12 protein-coding genes are annotated in these 16,362 nt (G+C 53.4%); 11 read left to right on the top strand and 1 reads right to left on the bottom strand.

The annotated features are described in order from the left end of the window. Nucleotides 1–46 precede the first annotated feature (46 nt). The gene (locus tag EBAPG3_RS04390) at nt 47–1,750 is read left to right on the top strand and encodes an acetolactate synthase 3 catalytic subunit (protein WP_004174909.1); all 1,704 of its coding nucleotides are present in this window, start codon (nt 47–49) and stop codon (nt 1,748–1,750) included. Nucleotides 1,751–1,778: 28 nt separating this feature from the next. On the opposite strand, the gene EBAPG3_RS15135 is transcribed toward EBAPG3_RS04390, so the two are convergent. Further along, entirely contained in the window at nt 1,779–1,931 is a 153-nt protein-coding gene (locus EBAPG3_RS15135) for a hypothetical protein (protein ID WP_004174908.1), read from the bottom strand. Nucleotides 1,932–1,966: 35 nt separating this feature from the next. Here EBAPG3_RS15135 and ilvN point away from each other — a divergent pair, with 35 nt between their 5' ends. From ilvN to EBAPG3_RS04340, 10 genes are all read left to right on the top strand, one after another. Beyond that, nucleotides 1,967–2,458: an acetolactate synthase small subunit gene (gene ilvN / locus EBAPG3_RS04385; protein WP_004174906.1), complete on the top strand. Its 492-nt coding sequence runs from the start codon at nt 1,967–1,969 to the stop codon at nt 2,456–2,458. Nucleotides 2,459–2,542: 84 nt separating this feature from the next. Further along, the gene (ilvC, locus tag EBAPG3_RS04380) at nt 2,543–3,559 is read left to right on the top strand and encodes a ketol-acid reductoisomerase (RefSeq protein ID WP_004174904.1); all 1,017 of its coding nucleotides are present in this window, start codon (nt 2,543–2,545) and stop codon (nt 3,557–3,559) included. A 375-nt stretch (nt 3,560–3,934) separates the two neighbouring features. After that, the gene (gene pssA / locus EBAPG3_RS04375) at nt 3,935–4,705 is read left to right on the top strand and encodes a CDP-diacylglycerol--serine O-phosphatidyltransferase (protein WP_040851283.1); all 771 of its coding nucleotides are present in this window, start codon (nt 3,935–3,937) and stop codon (nt 4,703–4,705) included. A 350-nt stretch (nt 4,706–5,055) separates the two neighbouring features. Continuing rightward, nucleotides 5,056–6,723 carry a glucose-6-phosphate isomerase gene (gene pgi / locus EBAPG3_RS04370; RefSeq protein WP_051048915.1) on the top strand — a complete coding sequence of 556 codons (1,668 nt, stop codon included), beginning with the start codon at nt 5,056–5,058 and terminating at the stop codon, nt 6,721–6,723. 223 nt (nt 6,724–6,946) lie between these two features. Continuing rightward, nucleotides 6,947–9,058: a transketolase gene (tkt, locus tag EBAPG3_RS04365; RefSeq protein ID WP_004174896.1), complete on the top strand. Its 2,112-nt coding sequence runs from the start codon at nt 6,947–6,949 to the stop codon at nt 9,056–9,058. Between the two features lie 49 nt (nt 9,059–9,107). Continuing rightward, nucleotides 9,108–10,784: a phosphoglucomutase (alpha-D-glucose-1,6-bisphosphate-dependent) gene (gene pgm, locus EBAPG3_RS04360; RefSeq protein WP_004174894.1), complete on the top strand. Its 1,677-nt coding sequence runs from the start codon at nt 9,108–9,110 to the stop codon at nt 10,782–10,784. Between the two features lie 214 nt (nt 10,785–10,998). After that, entirely contained in the window at nt 10,999–12,018 is a 1,020-nt protein-coding gene (gnd, locus tag EBAPG3_RS04355; protein WP_004174892.1) for a phosphogluconate dehydrogenase (NAD(+)-dependent, decarboxylating), read from the top strand. Continuing rightward, nucleotides 11,993–13,423, top strand: coding sequence for a glucose-6-phosphate dehydrogenase (zwf, locus tag EBAPG3_RS04350; protein WP_227869269.1), 1,431 nt, complete (start codon nt 11,993–11,995; stop codon nt 13,421–13,423). Before gnd ends, zwf begins: the two co-directional genes overlap by 26 nt. Nucleotides 13,424–13,765: 342 nt before the next feature. Beyond that, on the top strand, nt 13,766–14,638 hold the full coding sequence (locus EBAPG3_RS04345) for a carbonic anhydrase family protein (protein ID WP_004174889.1): 873 nt from the start codon (nt 13,766–13,768) through the stop codon (nt 14,636–14,638). A gap of 222 nt (nt 14,639–14,860) precedes the next feature. After that, the gene (locus EBAPG3_RS04340) at nt 14,861–16,039 is read left to right on the top strand and encodes a tetratricopeptide repeat protein (RefSeq protein WP_227869268.1); all 1,179 of its coding nucleotides are present in this window, start codon (nt 14,861–14,863) and stop codon (nt 16,037–16,039) included. Nucleotides 16,040–16,362: the final 323 nt, after the last annotated feature.

Below are 16,362 nucleotides of genomic sequence, written 5' to 3'. Positions count from 1 at the left end.
TTTATTCATCATTTTACCGGCACCCAACATTAGGATTCAAGAAAGCATGAGCACGGAATTAACGGGCGCTGAAATTACAGTGCGTTGTTTGCAGAAGGAAGGGGTGGATTATATTTTTGGCTATCCCGGTGGAGCCGTGCTGTATATTTACGACGAGTTGTTCAAACAGGATAAGGTCAAGCACGTCCTGGTACGGCATGAGCAAGCGGCCGTGCACGCGGCGGACGGCTACGCCCGCTCCAGTAACAAAGTAGGCGTGGCGTTAGTCACGTCCGGTCCTGGCGTGACCAATGCGGTTACCGGAATCGCCACCGCTTATATGGATTCGATCCCCCTGGTCATCATCAGTGGACAGGTTCCCACTCATGCCATTGGGCTTGATGCATTCCAGGAGGTCGATACCGTCGGCATCACCCGCCCCTGCGTCAAACATAACTTTCTCGTGAAAGACATCAACGAACTTGCCACTACGATCAAGAAGGCGTTCTACATCGCCTCAACCGGCCGCCCGGGTCCGGTGCTGGTGGACATTCCGAAAGACGTGAGCCAGCAGAAAGCAGCGTTTACTTACCCGGAAAAGGTCAGCATGCGCTCTTACAATCCTGTCACCAAGGGACATTCCGGGCAGATAAAAAAAGCGGTACAACTCCTATTGGGTGCCAAGCGCCCGATGATTTATACGGGCGGCGGTGTAATTTTGAGTGATTCCGCCACACGCTTGACAGATCTGGTACGAATGCTGGGCTTTCCCTGCACCAATACGTTGATGGGGCTCGGTGGCTATCCCGCCACCGACAAACAGTTTGTCGGCATGCTGGGAATGCATGGTACCTACGAAGCCAATATGGCAATGCAGCATTGCGACGTGCTGGTGGCCATTGGCGCCCGTTTCGACGATCGCGTGATCGGCAACCCGAAGCATTTTTACAATGAAGACCGTAAGATCATACATATCGATATTGACCCCTCTTCCATTTCCAAGCGCGTCAAGGTGGATGTCCCCATCGTTGGCAGTATTTCCGACGTATTGGATGAACTCATAAAATTACTTAAGACCGGTAAAGACAAGCCCGATCAGACTGCTCTGGATGCATGGTGGACACAGATCGATTTGTGGCGTGCACGCGATTGTCTCAAGTATGATCGTGCAAGCACGATCATCAAGCCGCAAATGGTGATTGAAAAGCTTTATAAAGTGACTAAGGGAAACGCGTTCATTACCTCGGATGTCGGTCAGCACCAGATGTGGACGGCGCAATTTTACAAATTTGATTTGCCGCGCCGATGGATCAATTCAGGCGGCCTGGGAACCATGGGTTTTGGTCTTCCCGCGGCGATGGGGGTACAGTTCGCCAACCCCAAGGGTGCGGTGGCCTGCGTGACTGGCGAAGCCAGTATCCAGATGTGTATTCAGGAGTTGTCCACCTGCAAGCAATATAACCTTCCACTCAAGATCGTTAATTTGAATAACCGCTACATGGGAATGGTGCGGCAGTGGCAGGAGTTCTTTCATGGCAATCGTTATGCGGAATCCTACATGGATGCGTTGCCGAATTTCGTCAAACTGGCCGAGAGTTATGGTCATGTCGGCATGAAAATCGAACAACCTGGCGATGTCGAAGATGCGTTAAAGGAAGCATTCAAGCTCAAGGACCGATTGGTATTCATGGATTTCATTACCGACCAGACTGAGAACGTATTTCCAATGGTGCCGGGCGGCAAGGGCCTCTCTGAGATGATTCTGGTATAAATCCGGCTGCGGCAGCTGAGCTGCCCGTTCATTTTTTAATTTTTGGCAAATGATCCACAATAACTTTTTGCATCACCTTATCTTCGCCTTTTTGGTGAGTTCGCCACATCGCGGATTGCACGGTTTTGCAGCACATCGCGCGTTGTTCGCCACGCTTTGCCCCGCGCTCCAGAAACCACATACCACGCTGCCCCATTACCGGACTTAAGTTAGAAAATGCGCCATATTATTTCTTTGCTGATGGAAAACGAGGCGGGTGCCTTGTCTCGTGTAGCCGGCTTGTTCTCTTCGCGCGGATACAATATTGAATCACTTAACGTGGCGGCCACGGAAGATCCAACCTTATCTCGCATGACGCTGGTTACCGCTGGATCGGATGATGTGATCGAGCAAATTACCAAGCAATTGAACAAGCTTATCGAAGTGGTCAAAGTGGTGGATTTAAGTGACGGCGTTCATATTGAGCGCGAACTGATGCTGATAAAAGTGCGCGCCGTCGACAACGATCGCGAGGAGATCAAGCGCATGGCCGATATTTTTCGCGGCCGGATTATCGACGTCACCGAAAAATCGTACACCATCGAACTGACCGGTACAGGCACCAAGCTTGACGCATTTCTTGAAGCCCTGGAACGCAGCACAATTCTGGAGACGGTACGTACCGGGGCCTCCGGCATCGGTCGTGGTGACCGAATACTAAAAATATAGACAGAACCTGATTTCGATCCATGAGGCTGCGGGGGTGCTCACCCTCAGCCTTGGCATTCTTCTAATTTGAGCGGAAAGGAAATTATGAACGTTTATTATGATAAAGATGCCGATTTGTCGCTCATCAAGGACAAGAAGGTAACCATTGTGGGTTATGGCTCGCAGGGCCACGCTCATGCCAATAATTTGAACGACTCCGGCGTAACAGTCACCGTCGGCCTGCGCAGGGACGGAGCATCCTGGAGCAAGGCGGAGAAGGCCGGTCTGACCGTCAAAGAAGTGGCGGAAGCCGTGAAGGAAGCGGATGTCGTGATGGTACTGTTGCCGGATGAGCAGATCGCCGCCGTTTACGACTCGGAGATTGAGCCCAGCCTCAAGAAGGGTGCCACGCTTGCGTTTGCGCATGGCTTCAATATTCATTACGGCCAGGTGTCGCCCCGTGAGGATCTTGATGTCATCATGATTGCACCCAAGGGACCCGGCCATTTGGTGCGCTCAACCTATTTACAGGGTGGTGGTGTGCCCTCACTCATTGCGGTACACCAGAATACGTCTGGCAGAGCACGGGAGTTGGCGCTTTCCTATGCCGCGGCAAACGGGGGAACCCGGGGAGGTGTGATTGAAACCAACTTCCGCGAAGAAACCGAAACCGACTTGTTCGGCGAGCAGGTAGTACTCTGTGGAGGTCTAACCGCCTTGATTCAGGCTGGTTTTGAAACCCTGGTTGAAGCAGGGTACGCGCCGGAAATGGCCTATTTTGAGTGCTTGCATGAAGTCAAGCTGATAGTGGATCTAATCTACGAAGGCGGCATCGCCAACATGCGTTACTCCATTTCCAACAATGCCGAGTATGGAGATATTTCGCGCGGCCCGCGTATTGTTACCGATGCCACCCGCGCTGAAATGCGCAAGATTCTTCATGAAATCCAGATAGGTCAATACGCTCGCGAGTTCATTCTGGAAAATCGTGCTGGCGCGCCCATGCTTAAAGCCAGCCGCCGCCTCGCATCCGCTCATCAGATAGAAGTGGTTGGCGCGAAACTGCGTGACATGATGCCGTGGATCAAGAAAAATAAGCTGGTTGATCAGGCAAAAAATTAAAGATTGGTGGAGCGCGGAAAATGACGCAGGACGATGTGGGTATTTAACCGTCCCCACCATTTATTTTATAAGTTACGCCCGCGCTCAGCAACCCTTCAAACCGAAGCCCGGCAGATGGCAACATGCCGGGCTAAGGTAATTTTCCCGGCGGAACCGCTGGACGGGACTATAAGCGCTTCGCTGAAATACATGCGCTCCACGCCGCCGTTAAGACTTCCGGAAATATCTGCGCAACAGCACGCATATTCCGTGCGGATACGGAGCCGCTCATCTTACCTGGCCGGACCGGTGTATGAGTTTATTCTTTTCACTGCTGTTTACCAGCGACCGATAACCGTTTACCATGCATCGGTCTTCTTCGGTATTGCACATATAATGCATGATCCTCATTTGCCACGCCTCATGCTCAAATCCAAATTGCGCCGGCGGGGCATTTATTTACTGCCCAACCTGTTCACCACCGCCGCGTTATTTGCCGGATTTTACGCCATCGTACAGGCAATGAATGGTCGTTTCGAACACTCCGCGGTATCGATTTTCATTGCGATGGTATTGGATGGGCTGGATGGCCGGGTGGCGCGGCTGACACACACCCAGAGCGAGTTTGGCGCCGAATACGATAGCCTGTCCGACATGGTTTCGTTCGGCGCCGCCCCCGCACTGGTGATATACGAATGGGCCTTGAAGGGCATGGGCAAGTGGGGCTGGATTGCGGCCTTTATCTACTGTGTCTGCGCCGCGCTGCGTCTTGCGCGCTTCAATACCAACATAGAAATAGTAGACAAGCGATTCTTTCAGGGCCTGCCCAGTCCAGCCGCGGCCGCTCTGATTGCGGGACTGGTTTGGGTAATGCTGGACTTTGAAATAGCGGGGCCGGATATCAGATGGCTCGCGTGGTGCATCACACTGTTTGCCGGGCTGACAATGGTCAGTAACCTCCCTTATTACAGTGGCAAAGAATTCAATCTGCGCAAGAGTGTGCCATTCATTACCGTTCTGTTTCTGGCATTGTTCTTTTTTGTGCTGATTCCCAGCCATCCCCCCGTTGTGCTGTTTTGCCTTTTCTTTCTTTATGCGCTTTCCGGTTATGTTATGTGGCTGTGGCGGTTGATCAAAAGAAAAAGAATGACGGAAGCTGCTACCTAGCAGCATCCCGTTGTTGCATGCATAGGCGAACCATTATGTCAAAGGATGGCTATCGCATGCCTTTTACGAATTACTCACGGCTACTTAACATTTCCCTGATGCAGGCTATGCTAAATTTTTTTGCCATCCTGTACTGCCGGTGGGAGAGTGCAATCAGACATTCTTCTGAAACCGTTCCGGGTGAATTATGATTTAAGGGGCGCGGTTTTATACCGTCGAGACTCCGACAAAAGTAATATGGGGCGCATGCAACTTTTCAAGTACGTTTGAATCGCAATTTTACCGGCCTCGATCTGGCCAGCGATGGCGACAGGAGCGCGAACAATGAAAGCACGATTGATGGACCCGGTATGTGCACCGAGTCGATAGTGGCTGTGTCCAATACAGCGCAATCCCTGACAGAGCGCCCAGCCTGGAAGGCACTCGAAACACATTACCACGCAATCAAGGACTTGCATTTGCGCCAGCTTTTTGCTGACGACCCTAGGCGAGGCGAGTACCTCACAGCTGAAGCTGCAGGCATCTACCTTGATTATTCGAAAAATCGAATCACCGGCGAAACGTTACGCCTGCTCTTGCAACTGGCAGGGGAATGCGATTTGCATGCCCATATTGATGCCATGTTCAGCGGCGGGCAAATCAATTCGACGGAACAGCGTGCGGCGCTTCACACCGCCTTGCGTGCGCCCGAAAATGAGCTGATTGTTGTTGATGGGCTCGATATCGTACCTGCGGTGCACGCAGTGCTGAATCAGATGGCCGCTTTCTCTGACCAATTGCGCAGTGGCCAATGGCAAGGATACACGGGCAAGCGTATTCGCAATATCATCAATATCGGGATTGGCGGCTCCGATCTGGGCCCGGTAATGGCCTACGAAGCATTGCGCCATTACAGCTTGCGTGACATGGTCTTCCGCTTTGTATCGAATGTGGATGGTACGGATTTCAAGGAAGCCACAAGCGACATCGACCCTGAAGAAACATTGTTCATTATCTGTTCGAAGACGTTCACCACGACCGAAACACTTGCCAACGCGCACACAGCCCGCAAATGGATGCTGGACAAACTCGATGATGTCCGGGCCGTGCGCAAGCACTTCGTCGCTGTTTCGACCAACGCGGAGGAAGTATCGAATTTTGGCATTGATCCAGCCAATATGTTTGGTTTCTGGGATTGGGTGGGGGGACGTTATTCAATGGACTCGGCAATTGGCCTTTCAACCATGATCGCCATCGGGCCCGAAAATTTTCGCGCCATGCTGGCAGGCTTTCACGCAATGGACCAGCACTTCCGCACCGCGCCATTCGACAAAAATTTGCCTGTCCTCATGGGGCTGCTCGCAATCTGGTACAACAACTTCTTCGGTAGCCAGACGACCGCTGTGCTGCCTTATGATCAGTATCTCAAGCGCTTCCCGGCATATCTGCAGCAATTGACGATGGAAAGCAATGGCAAGCACGTTACACTTGATGGCGCACGTGTCAACTATCAAACATCGCCCGTCATCTGGGGAGAACCCGGCACCAACGGCCAGCACTCCTTCTATCAACTCATCCATCAGGGTACGCGCCTGATCCCTTGTGATTTCATTGGCTTCTGCCAGACGCTGAATCCCCTGGATAAGCATCATGACCTGCTGATGGCGAATCTGTTCGCCCAGACCGAGGCATTGGCGTTCGGCAAAACCATGGCTGAAGTAAAAGCCGAAGGGACGCCGGACTGGCTATGCCTTCATCGAAGTTTTGAAGGCAATCGTCCGACCAACACGCTCCTGGCCGAGCGGCTGACACCCCACACATTTGGAGCATTGGTCGCGCTCTATGAGCATAGTGTCTTTACGCAAGGGGTAATCTGGAATATAGATTCATTTGATCAATGGGGCGTTGAACTTGGCAAAGCACTCGCTCAACGCATTATGCAGGAACTGGAAAGTCCAGGCGAGCCGCGATTGACGCATGATAGTTCGACAAACGCGCTGATGCGGCACTACGGTAGACTCAAGGGAGTACCGTCATGAAAGTCGGCCGCATATAATCGCCGCGCCCATAACTCGACTTCCGGTTTCCATTGACATGTTCGGGAAAAACTCTGCGATATCGATGATACGCTCACAAAAACCGCGGGATAAAAGCCGCTCTCATGCAACACGTGTGCCAATGCGAAGGATCAGCGCCCTTAAGCAAAGATAGCTATCTTCTGTACATATCCGCAAGCATCGCGGCTTCCACCGGAGCAGTTCAATGAGCGAACAAATACGATCTGATCAGCTTTGTATCAATACGCTTCGGAGCCTGTCCATTGATGCCGTGGAGAAAGCGAATTCCGGTCATCCGGGCACACCTATGGGCGCGGCCCCGACCATATATAGCCTGTGGCAGCGCTTTCTGCGCTACGATCCGGAAGAACCGGAATGGTTGAACCGCGACCGCTTTGTTCTCTCGGCTGGCCACGCATCGGCATTGCTCTATAGCCTCCTTTACCTGACTGGCGTCAAAGCAGCAAGTCCGCACTATGAAGAAACGAATCGGTTGGCGGTAACCCTCGATGATCTCAAGCGTTTCCGGCAGGCTGGCAGCCGTTGTACCGGCCATCCCGAATATGGCTGGACCTCGGGCGTGGAAACCACCACTGGACCACTCGGACAGGGAGTAGCGGTTAGTACCGGCATGGCAATCGCCAGTCAATGGCTGGCGGCCACCTATAACCGGCCTGGTTTTCAGTTGTTTGACCATAACGTTTACGCTTTATGCAGTGACGGTGACATTATGGAGGGAATCAGTAACGAAGCGGCATCGCTGGCGGGGCATCTCAAATTGGCCAACCTGTGCTGGATTTATGATGACAACCACATCACCATCGAAGGTTCGACCGATCTTACTTTTACAGAAGACGTGGCCGCCCGATTTGCCAGCTACGGATGGAATGTGGTGCGGGTCAGCGATGCGAATGATCTGGCGCTGCTGACTCATGCTTATGAGACCTTTCTCGATACGCATGATCGCCCCACACTCATCATCGTGCGGAGCCATATCGGTTATGGGGCACCGCACAAACAGGACACGCGGGAAGCGCACGGCGAGCCGCTGGGCACCGAAGAAGCAAGGCTGGCGAAGGAATTTTACGGCTGCGACCCCGATAAGCAATTTCATGTGCCGGACGGCGTCCGGGAACACTTTCAAGCCGAGTCCGGCGCACGCGGAACAGCGGCGCACGCTGCCTGGGAAACGTTGTTTACAAACTATAGCGGCCAGTATCCCGATCTGGCCGATCAAATCGACTGCGTGCGGCAGCGCAAACCGCCAGCGGGTTGGGACAGCGTACTGCCTGTGTTTCCGGCGGATGCAACGGGTATCGCGACCCGCGAATCGTCCGGTAGGGTATTGAACGCGATCGCCGAAAAAATGCCGTGGCTGCTGGGCGGTGCCGCGGATCTGGCGCCGTCGACAAAAACCGAATTGAAGGGTGAATTCTTCGGTGATTTTCAAGCGCCCAAACCGAATGGAAAGCCGCGCAGTCATTATGGCGGGCGCAATTTCCATTTCGGTCTGCGCGAGCATGCGATGTGCGCCATCATCAGCGGAATGAACTTATCCGGATTACGCTCCTACGCCGCGAGTTTTCTCATTTTTACCGACTACTGTCGCGCGGCGATCCGGCTGAGTGCCATGATGGAAATTCCCGTCATTTATATCTGGACACATGATTCGATCAGCCTGGGCGAGGACGGTCCTACACACCAGCCTATCGAGCACCTGGCTTCTTTGCGTGCGATGCCCGGCCTGATCGTATTGCGGCCTGCGGATGCGAATGAAGTTGTTGAAGCTTGGCGGATCATCATGCAATTTACAGACCGTCCGGTTTGCCTGATACTGACACGGCAAGCGGTAGCCACCTTGGATCGCACCACCTACGCGCCTGCCATAGGCGTATCTCGTGGCGCATATGTGCTCGCTGATCCCCCGGACGGAATACCCGATGTCCTGCTATTGTCCACCGGAAGCGAGGTCTCGCTTTGTGTCGCCGCCTACGAGCAACTGAAATCGGAAGGGATCAAGGCCCGGGTGATCAGCATGCCCTCATGGGAGCTGTTTGAGAACGAGAATCAGGCATATCGCGACAGCGTAATGCCCCCCTGGATTCTGGCGCGTGTCGCGATTGAAGAAGCATCCACCTTCGGGTGGGAACGCTATACCGGCAGCGGTGGATGCATTATCGGCATGCATAGCTTCGGTGTATCCGCCGTGGGAAAGGTGGTTGCACGGCATTTTGGGTTCGAGCCCGCCCACGTGGTCGCCGCTGCCAGAGAACAGATTGCGCGTCACGCATTAAGCAACCAAGGCCTGAGCGGGTAAATTTCACCCCTGCAGCCTTGCTTCCGGTACGTCACAGTGAGATAGCATAATGCTGAATCAAGAAACAACCAGGAAAGTCAGCCCCCTTGCGGGAAAACCTGCCCAGTCATCGATGCTGCTGAACGCACCCAGACTTGTTACCGCATACTACACGCAAATCCCCGATTGGTCGGTACCGGCGCAAAGAGTTGCATTCGGCACTTCGGGGCATCGCGGCTCGTCCTTTGAAACAAGCTTTAACGAATGGCATGTGCTTGCCGCCACGCAGTCTATTTGTCAGTACCGTAAGCAACAGGGCGTTGATGGTCCTTTATTCCTGGGTATCGACACGCACGCCCTTTCGGAACCGGCGTATGCCAGCGCACTTGAGGTACTGGCCGCGAATGGGGTCGAGGTCATGCTGTCCGCAAATGATGAATATACGCCCACTCCCGCAGTCTCTCACGCGATATTGACTTATAACCGCGGACGGACGAAAGGACTCTCCGACGGAATAGTCATTACGCCTTCCCACAATCCGCCCGAAAGCGGTGGTTTTAAATACAATCCGCCCCACGGCGGCCCGGCAGGTGTCGAGATCACTGCCTTGATCGAGTCCATGTCCAATGAGTTTTTGAAGAACGGACTCGACGGGGTGAAAAGGCAGCGTTTCGAGGAGGCGTTGCATGCCCCTACAACGCATCGGTATGACTTTCTCAATACCTACATAAATGACCTCGACCATGTCATTGATATGAATACCATACGTGGCGCGAATATCCGCATGGGAGTGGATCCGCTCGGCGGTGCCGGCGTACACTACTGGGGTGCGATCGCGGAACGCTATGGGCTGAACCTGACCGTTGTAAACGAAACCGTCGATCCGGCCTTCCGTTTCATGACGCTGGATTGGGACGGCCGGATTCGCATGGACCCCTCCTCCCCTTACGCCATGCATGGGCTGATTGATCTGAAAGACCAGTTCGACATCGCCTTCGCCTGCGACACTGATCATGACCGCCACGGGATCGTTACCCGGAGTATGGGTCTGCTGCCGGCGGATCATTATCTTTCCGTCAGCATTCACTATCTTTTTCAGCATCGCCCGGCGTGGAACGATAAGGTGGCGATAGGCAAAACGGTAGTAAGCAGCCAGATGATTGATCGTATCACCGCAAAACTTGGTCGTCGGCTTTATGAGGTACCGGTAGGTTTCAAATGGTTTGTGGATGGCCTGCACGATGGTTTCCTCGGTTTTAGCGGCGAAGAAAGCGCGGGCGCATCTTTCCTTCGCCTCGACGGTAAGGTTTGGACGACGGATAAGGATGGAATCACGCCGGCACTGCTATCGGCGGAAATTACCGCACGCATGGGCCGCGATCCCGGTGAGCTGTACCAGGAGCTGGAGAGCGAGTTTGGCAGATCCGTTTCCGAGCGCGTTGACGCCCCCGCCACCCCGGAGCAAAAAAAAATTCTGGCTAAACTTTCGCCACAACAAATACGTTCGACGGACTTGGCGGGCGAAAAAATTGAGAACGTTCTCACCCGCGCGCCAGGCAATGATGCACCTATTGGCGGTATCAAGGTGATCGCCAGGAATGGGTGGTTTGCAGCACGTCCATCGGGTACCGAAGACATTTACAAGGTTTATGCCGAGAGCTTCAGGGATATCGATCATCTGCGCCACATCCTTGAGGAAGCGCAGACGATAGTCGCTGAAGCACTTGCCGCAGCGACGAATGGTTAACGCGCCTCAAATAGCCAATATAACCAATCGGTGGCAAATCCCATACACCAGCAATCTCATTACAACTTGGACGCTACCCGCATTGCAAATATCACAATGAGTCCTTCGTGGAGTACGTTGCCGGCAATCCTTGGGGTGGGCATCCGGAGGATCCTTCCAGCCCTTACTCCCGCGCTAGCGCCCCTTGAATTCGATTCTTAAACAGGAGGTAAAGATGCAACTGGGAATGATCGGCTTGGGACGCATGGGTATTAACATGGCGGGACGCCTGATGAAGGCGGGAAACGAATGTGTGGTTTACGATTCTCGTGCTGATGCCGTCCAGACATTACGGTTGCAAGGTGCCGTCGGAACGTCCTCGCTTGAGGAGCTTGTCGCGCGCCTTGCTACGCCGCGCGTAATATGGTTGATGGTTCCCGCAGCAGTGGTGGATGAAATTCTCTTGAAAGTCGCGTCGCTGATTGACGCAGGTGACATCATAATCGACGGGGGTAATTCCTATTACCATGATGATATCAGGCGTGGTGCCGAGTTGGGCGCGCGCGGAATCCATTACGTCGATGTCGGGACAAGCGGTGGTATCGCTGGCTTTGAGCGTGGATATTGCTTGATGATCGGTGGTGAAAAGGAAATCATTCATTACCTCGACCCAATCTTTGCAGCCCTTGCACCGGGCATTGGGGCAGCGCCACGCACACCTGGCCGTCACCACCGTGATGGTACTGCGGAGCAGGGCTACTTGCACTGCGGGCCGCATGGCGCGGGGCATTTTGTCAAGATGGTCCATAACGGGATCGAATATGGACTCATGGCGGCCTATGCCGAGGGCTTGAATATCCTGCACAGCGCCAATGCCGGCAAGCGCGTGCAAGACATGGATGCTGAGACAACACCGATGCGCAACCCTGAATTTTACCAGTATGAACTGGATTTGCCGGAAATTGCCGAAGTCTGGCGGCGAGGCAGCGTTGTGGCGTCCTGGCTACTCGATCTGACGGCGGAGGCTTTGATCGAGGATGCGGAACTCACCCACTTTTCGGGACGCGTTTCGGATTCCGGCGAGGGACGCTGGACAACACTGGCTGCAGTCGACGAAGGTGTGCCAGTGCCCGTGATTAGCGCCGCGCTCTTCAGCCGTTTCGAGTCTCGTGGTAACGCCGACTATGCTGACCGGTTGCTCTCCGCCATGAGGAAGCAATTTGGCGGCCATGGCGAGAAAAAGGCAGGGACCTGAGATGGATGAGATGGGCGGCGACGCGACGCCATCCGACGCATTGGTACTGTTTGGAATAACGGGTGACCTCGCCCGGAAAAAAATCTTTCCGGCGCTTTATGCGATGACGAAGCAGGGTTCTCTCAACGTGCCCGTCGTTGGCGTCGCATCCTCGAGTTATGGCCTCGCGCAACTCCGCGACAGGGCGGCCGCAGCCATCAGGGAGTCCGGAAAGATTGATGACCGGAATGCATTGAATCACCTTCTTTCCCTGCTTCGGTACGTAAGTGGAGACTATAATAACCCGGATACATTCAAGGCGATCAGGACGGCATTGGGAGATGCCCGGCGCCCGGCGCATTATCTCGCCATTCCTCCCTCGCTTTTCGCGACCGTCATAAATGGGCTTGGTGCCGCAAATTTAGCCGCTCATGCGCGAGTGATCGTTGAAAAGCCGTTCGGACGCGACCTGGCCTCGGCACGCGAACTCAACCATGTCGCACGTTCCATATTCCCGGAGGACTCGATCTTTCGCATCGATCACTTCCTGGGAAAGGAAGCGATCATGAATATTCTCTATTTCCGATTCGCCAATTCGTTCCTTGAACCGATCTGGAACCGGAACTACGTCGCCAGCGTGCAGATAACGCTGGCCGAGGACTTTGGCGTGGAGGGCCGCGGCGGATTTTACGAATCGGCAGGGTGTCTTCGCGACGTAATCCAGAATCATCTTTTCCAGATCGTCGCGCTGCTTGCCATGGAGCCCCCTTCCTACAGGGGTTTTGGATCGGTGCAGGGGGAGAAGGCCGATGTCTTTCAGGCCATGCGCCCGGTAATTTCAGACGATCTGGTGCGTGGCCAGTATACCGGTTACCGCAGAGAGGCCAGCGTTGCGAAGGATTCAGACGTCGAAACGTTCTGCGCCTTACGCCTTTTCATTGATTCCTGGCGCTGGGAAGGCGTACCGTGGTACTTGCGATCGGGAAAATTTCTGGCGGAGACGGCGACGGAAATTATTGTCCAACTGAAGCCACCTCCGCAGCGGCTTTTCGCCGACTCGGGACCCGAGAATTGCAACGCCAACTACTTGCGTTTCCGACTTTCTCCTATCTCCGCTATTGCCATTGCCGCCCGAGTCAAGCGCGCTGGCAAGGAATTTATTGGTAATCAACGGGAGCTCTGCATGGTCGAGGAACACTTTGGGCGCGAGTCGCCTTACGAGCGCCTTTTACATGACGCAATGATCGGCGATGGCGCGCTATTTACGCGTCAGGAAGCCGTAGAAGCGGCCTGGGCAACACTCGATCCCGTTCTTCGAACGCATCATCGGGTGTTGCCCTATAAACGCGGAAGCTGGGGACCCAAGGCAGCCGGCACGCTCATCGCACCCCACGGATGCTGGCACAATCCGGAATCAAAAATCTGATGTGCCGTGGTGTTCGCTGTATATCAAAGGCATAAGAGCTTGGCGTCCAGTCCTTGTACGGATTATCTTCCACGCAATCGTCCTTTCAATAGCGTAACCGCTGAAACTCGGTTCCAATGTAAGTTTTAATAATTGGAATCCGGAGTAAAACAAGCCGGGACTATAGGCCTATATAGCATACTATTGATATATATAAAATAATCATATTTCCGTACACTTAGTAGGGTTAACGAATTTTTTACGCCAAGGCGACGCTTTTTTCACAGGTCGCATGTTACTTTGGAGTTGCAAAATGTCATTTCCTTCCTTCCATATCGGTCATACCTTATGAGGACTCCATTTATGAAAACATCATTCTATTTCAAACTGTCGCAATCGGCCATACTGGCTTCCGTCATTCTTTTCCACACGTTTTCTGCCGCGCAGGCAGATACGCTGGCGGATAATCTGGCGGCGATGGAGGCACAAAGCCCGATTAATATCACTACGAATAACACGACTTTTGAGAAGAACTTGTCTCCGCTTTTATTTACGTTGAATTCTGATACTCAGCTGAAGGTAATCAATAATGGGTCACCTCTTGTGGACAAAACCGCTGCCAGAGCCAATGTCGTCGATCCCGGCGCCGGATCGGTGACGGTAGGCGGGGATACGTATAGATTGTCTCAGTTCCACTTTCATACACCCGCGGAGCATTTGGAGAATGGCTATAAATTCCCCATGGAAATGCACATGGTATTTGCCGACGCCAAGGCCAATCTGCTTGTAGTGGGCCGATGGGTCGAGGAGGGAGCTTTCAATGCAGCACTCGACCCGATTTTCTCCCACTTGCCACATTCCGTAACAGATACGCTTACTGTCAATCACTTCAATTTAAATGCGCTGATTCCGGACAACCTCAACTCCTTTCGCTACGATGGATCACTCACCACACCCCCATTCTCGGAAGGCGTGAAATGGATCGATCTGGCGCAACCACTCGACATGTCCGCCGAGCAAATCAACGCTTTCAGTTCACTTTTTCCTAACGGGGATGCGCGTGAGATTCAGCCGCTCAACGGGCGGACAATATTCACTGATGTGCCCGGATTTGCCACTGTCGCTGTAGTTCCGGAACCGGAGACCTACAGCATGCTGCTGGCAGGACTGGTCCTGATAGGTTTTGTTGCAAAGCGGCGTCTTGCCAACCGCGGCTTTATGGGTTCTATCGCGTAGATTTCCGTAAACAAGAAACGCGGCAGTACCCTCTTTTTAACTTCCACCATCTCAAAAGATGGTGGAAGATCGAGACGGGAGCCGATCAATCACTTCGAAACCGGTTGGATTAATGGTTCCCTCCTGCTTGTCGGGAATCAGAGATTCCTTGCCAGGGATCCCTGCCGGGGCTAAACATGTCGCTTGTCTTCGTCACAGCTTCGCAGCCCGGTAAAAATGAAAATGCCTTTCGTTCCATTTGTCATTATTTCTTTTCTGTTAGCTTTCTCATCTTTTATCCATGCCCAGAGTGAAGAATGGGCAAGCCTCAACGCCCAGGCAAGATCGCTCTATCGGAGTGGCCAGTACGATCAGGCGGCGGTGCTGGTAAGAAAAGCGCTTGATAGTGTCCAAAAGGAATGGGGCACCGATCATCCCAATGTGGCCCAGACATTGAACAATCTCGGTTTAATCCTGCATGGCCACGGAGAATACGCTCAGGCGCGTCCGCTTTATGAGCGCTCGCTGGCCATCTGGGAAAAAACGCTGGGACCCAACAGTATGGAGGTGGCCAAGGGGATGAATAACCTGGCGGAACTCCACCGTGCCGAAGGGCGATATGCGCAGGCCGAGTCACTCTACAAACGTTCGCTTGCAATCTGGGAAAAGGCGCTTGGAGTGGACCATGTGGATGTGGCCGCGAGTCTCAACAATCTTGCACTGCTCTACAAGATCCAAGGCCGTTACGCACAAGCCGAGCCGTTATATCAGCGATCTCTCGCGATCTGGGAACGATCCGTCGGACCCCATCATCCTGACGTGGCCATTAGTCTGAATAACCTTGCGGGACTCTATCGCGCACAGGGTGATTACGCAAAGGCCGAACCGCTTTACAAACGTTCGCTGGCGATCTGGGAGCAAGCGCTCGGATCCGGTCATCCGAGTGTCGCCCAGGGCCTTAATAATCTTGCGGAGCTATATATTGCCGAAGGCAATTTTACCTTGGCCAAGCCACTTCTAAAGCGTTCGCTGGCGGTCAGCGAGGAAACTCTCGGATCCGATCACCCAAATGTGGCAACGGCCCTGAATAACCTGGGGGAGCTTTATTATGCGGAAGGCAAATACGCGGTGGCTGAACCCCTCTTTGAACGCTCGCTGGCAACCTGGGAGAAAGCCCTTGGGCCCGATCATCCTCATGTGGCCTTGAGCCTCAATAATCTCGCTAAACTCCATGAAGCCCAAGGGCGATACGCGGAGGCTGAGCCGCTCTTCATCCGCTCGCTGTCGATCCTGGAGAAAGCTCTCGGTCGCGAGCATCCAAAGGTGATTATCAGCCTAAATAATGTCGCGGAGTTCTACAGAAAATCTGGCAGGGAAATAGAAGCGGCGGCGATGGAAAGGCGTGTATCGGCCGCGGAATGAGAAAAGCGGGTATCGTCTCCCGCCCGTTCGTCATTAAGGCCTTCCTCCCGCTGGCCGCCGGCCTTTTTGCATTTCTGTGATCATAGCAGGCATTATTGCAACTGGATTTTCATGATAAATTAACTAGCTGGTTCATGGATATATTATCTGTTGTCGGAATAATTCAGTAGTTCCATGCTCAGATTACACGCATTTTTTCTCTGGGATCTCAGCATCAGTCCGCAGTGAAGCAGGATGTCTGGCAAGATTGGCATGATCATAAAACGCAACGCGATGGTGGCAGGGCTGAGGTTCGATCGGCAAGTGTTTCGTTGAGTTATTTT

This window comes from Nitrosospira lacus (assembly GCF_000355765.4).
GTDB classification, from domain to species: domain Bacteria; phylum Pseudomonadota; class Gammaproteobacteria; order Burkholderiales; family Nitrosomonadaceae; genus Nitrosospira; species Nitrosospira lacus.
The sequence above is the reverse complement of the archived record's forward strand: the minus strand, read 5'-3'. Positions and strand labels throughout refer to the sequence as shown.

What these genes read in the sequence shown, in the direction of transcription:
- zwf (WP_227869269.1), top strand. Translation starts at nt 11,993, where the DNA reads ATGGCGAGAAAAAGGCAGGGACCTGAGATGGATGAGATGGGCGGCGAC.
- gnd (WP_004174892.1), top strand. Translation starts at nt 10,999, where the DNA reads ATGCAACTGGGAATGATCGGCTTGGGACGCATGGGTATTAACATGGCG.
- EBAPG3_RS04340 (WP_227869268.1), top strand. Translation starts at nt 14,861, where the DNA reads ATGCCTTTCGTTCCATTTGTCATTATTTCTTTTCTGTTAGCTTTCTCA.
- pgi (WP_051048915.1), top strand. Translation starts at nt 5,056, where the DNA reads ATGTGCACCGAGTCGATAGTGGCTGTGTCCAATACAGCGCAATCCCTG.
- tkt (WP_004174896.1), top strand. Translation starts at nt 6,947, where the DNA reads ATGAGCGAACAAATACGATCTGATCAGCTTTGTATCAATACGCTTCGG.
- ilvC (WP_004174904.1), top strand. Translation starts at nt 2,543, where the DNA reads ATGAACGTTTATTATGATAAAGATGCCGATTTGTCGCTCATCAAGGAC.
- pgm (WP_004174894.1), top strand. Translation starts at nt 9,108, where the DNA reads ATGCTGAATCAAGAAACAACCAGGAAAGTCAGCCCCCTTGCGGGAAAA.
- ilvN (WP_004174906.1), top strand. Translation starts at nt 1,967, where the DNA reads ATGCGCCATATTATTTCTTTGCTGATGGAAAACGAGGCGGGTGCCTTG.
- EBAPG3_RS04345 (WP_004174889.1), top strand. Translation starts at nt 13,766, where the DNA reads ATGAAAACATCATTCTATTTCAAACTGTCGCAATCGGCCATACTGGCT.
- EBAPG3_RS15135 (WP_004174908.1), bottom strand. Translation starts at nt 1,931, where the DNA reads ATGTGGTTTCTGGAGCGCGGGGCAAAGCGTGGCGAACAACGCGCGATG.
- pssA (WP_040851283.1), top strand. Translation starts at nt 3,935, where the DNA reads ATGCATGATCCTCATTTGCCACGCCTCATGCTCAAATCCAAATTGCGC.
- EBAPG3_RS04390 (WP_004174909.1), top strand. Translation starts at nt 47, where the DNA reads ATGAGCACGGAATTAACGGGCGCTGAAATTACAGTGCGTTGTTTGCAG.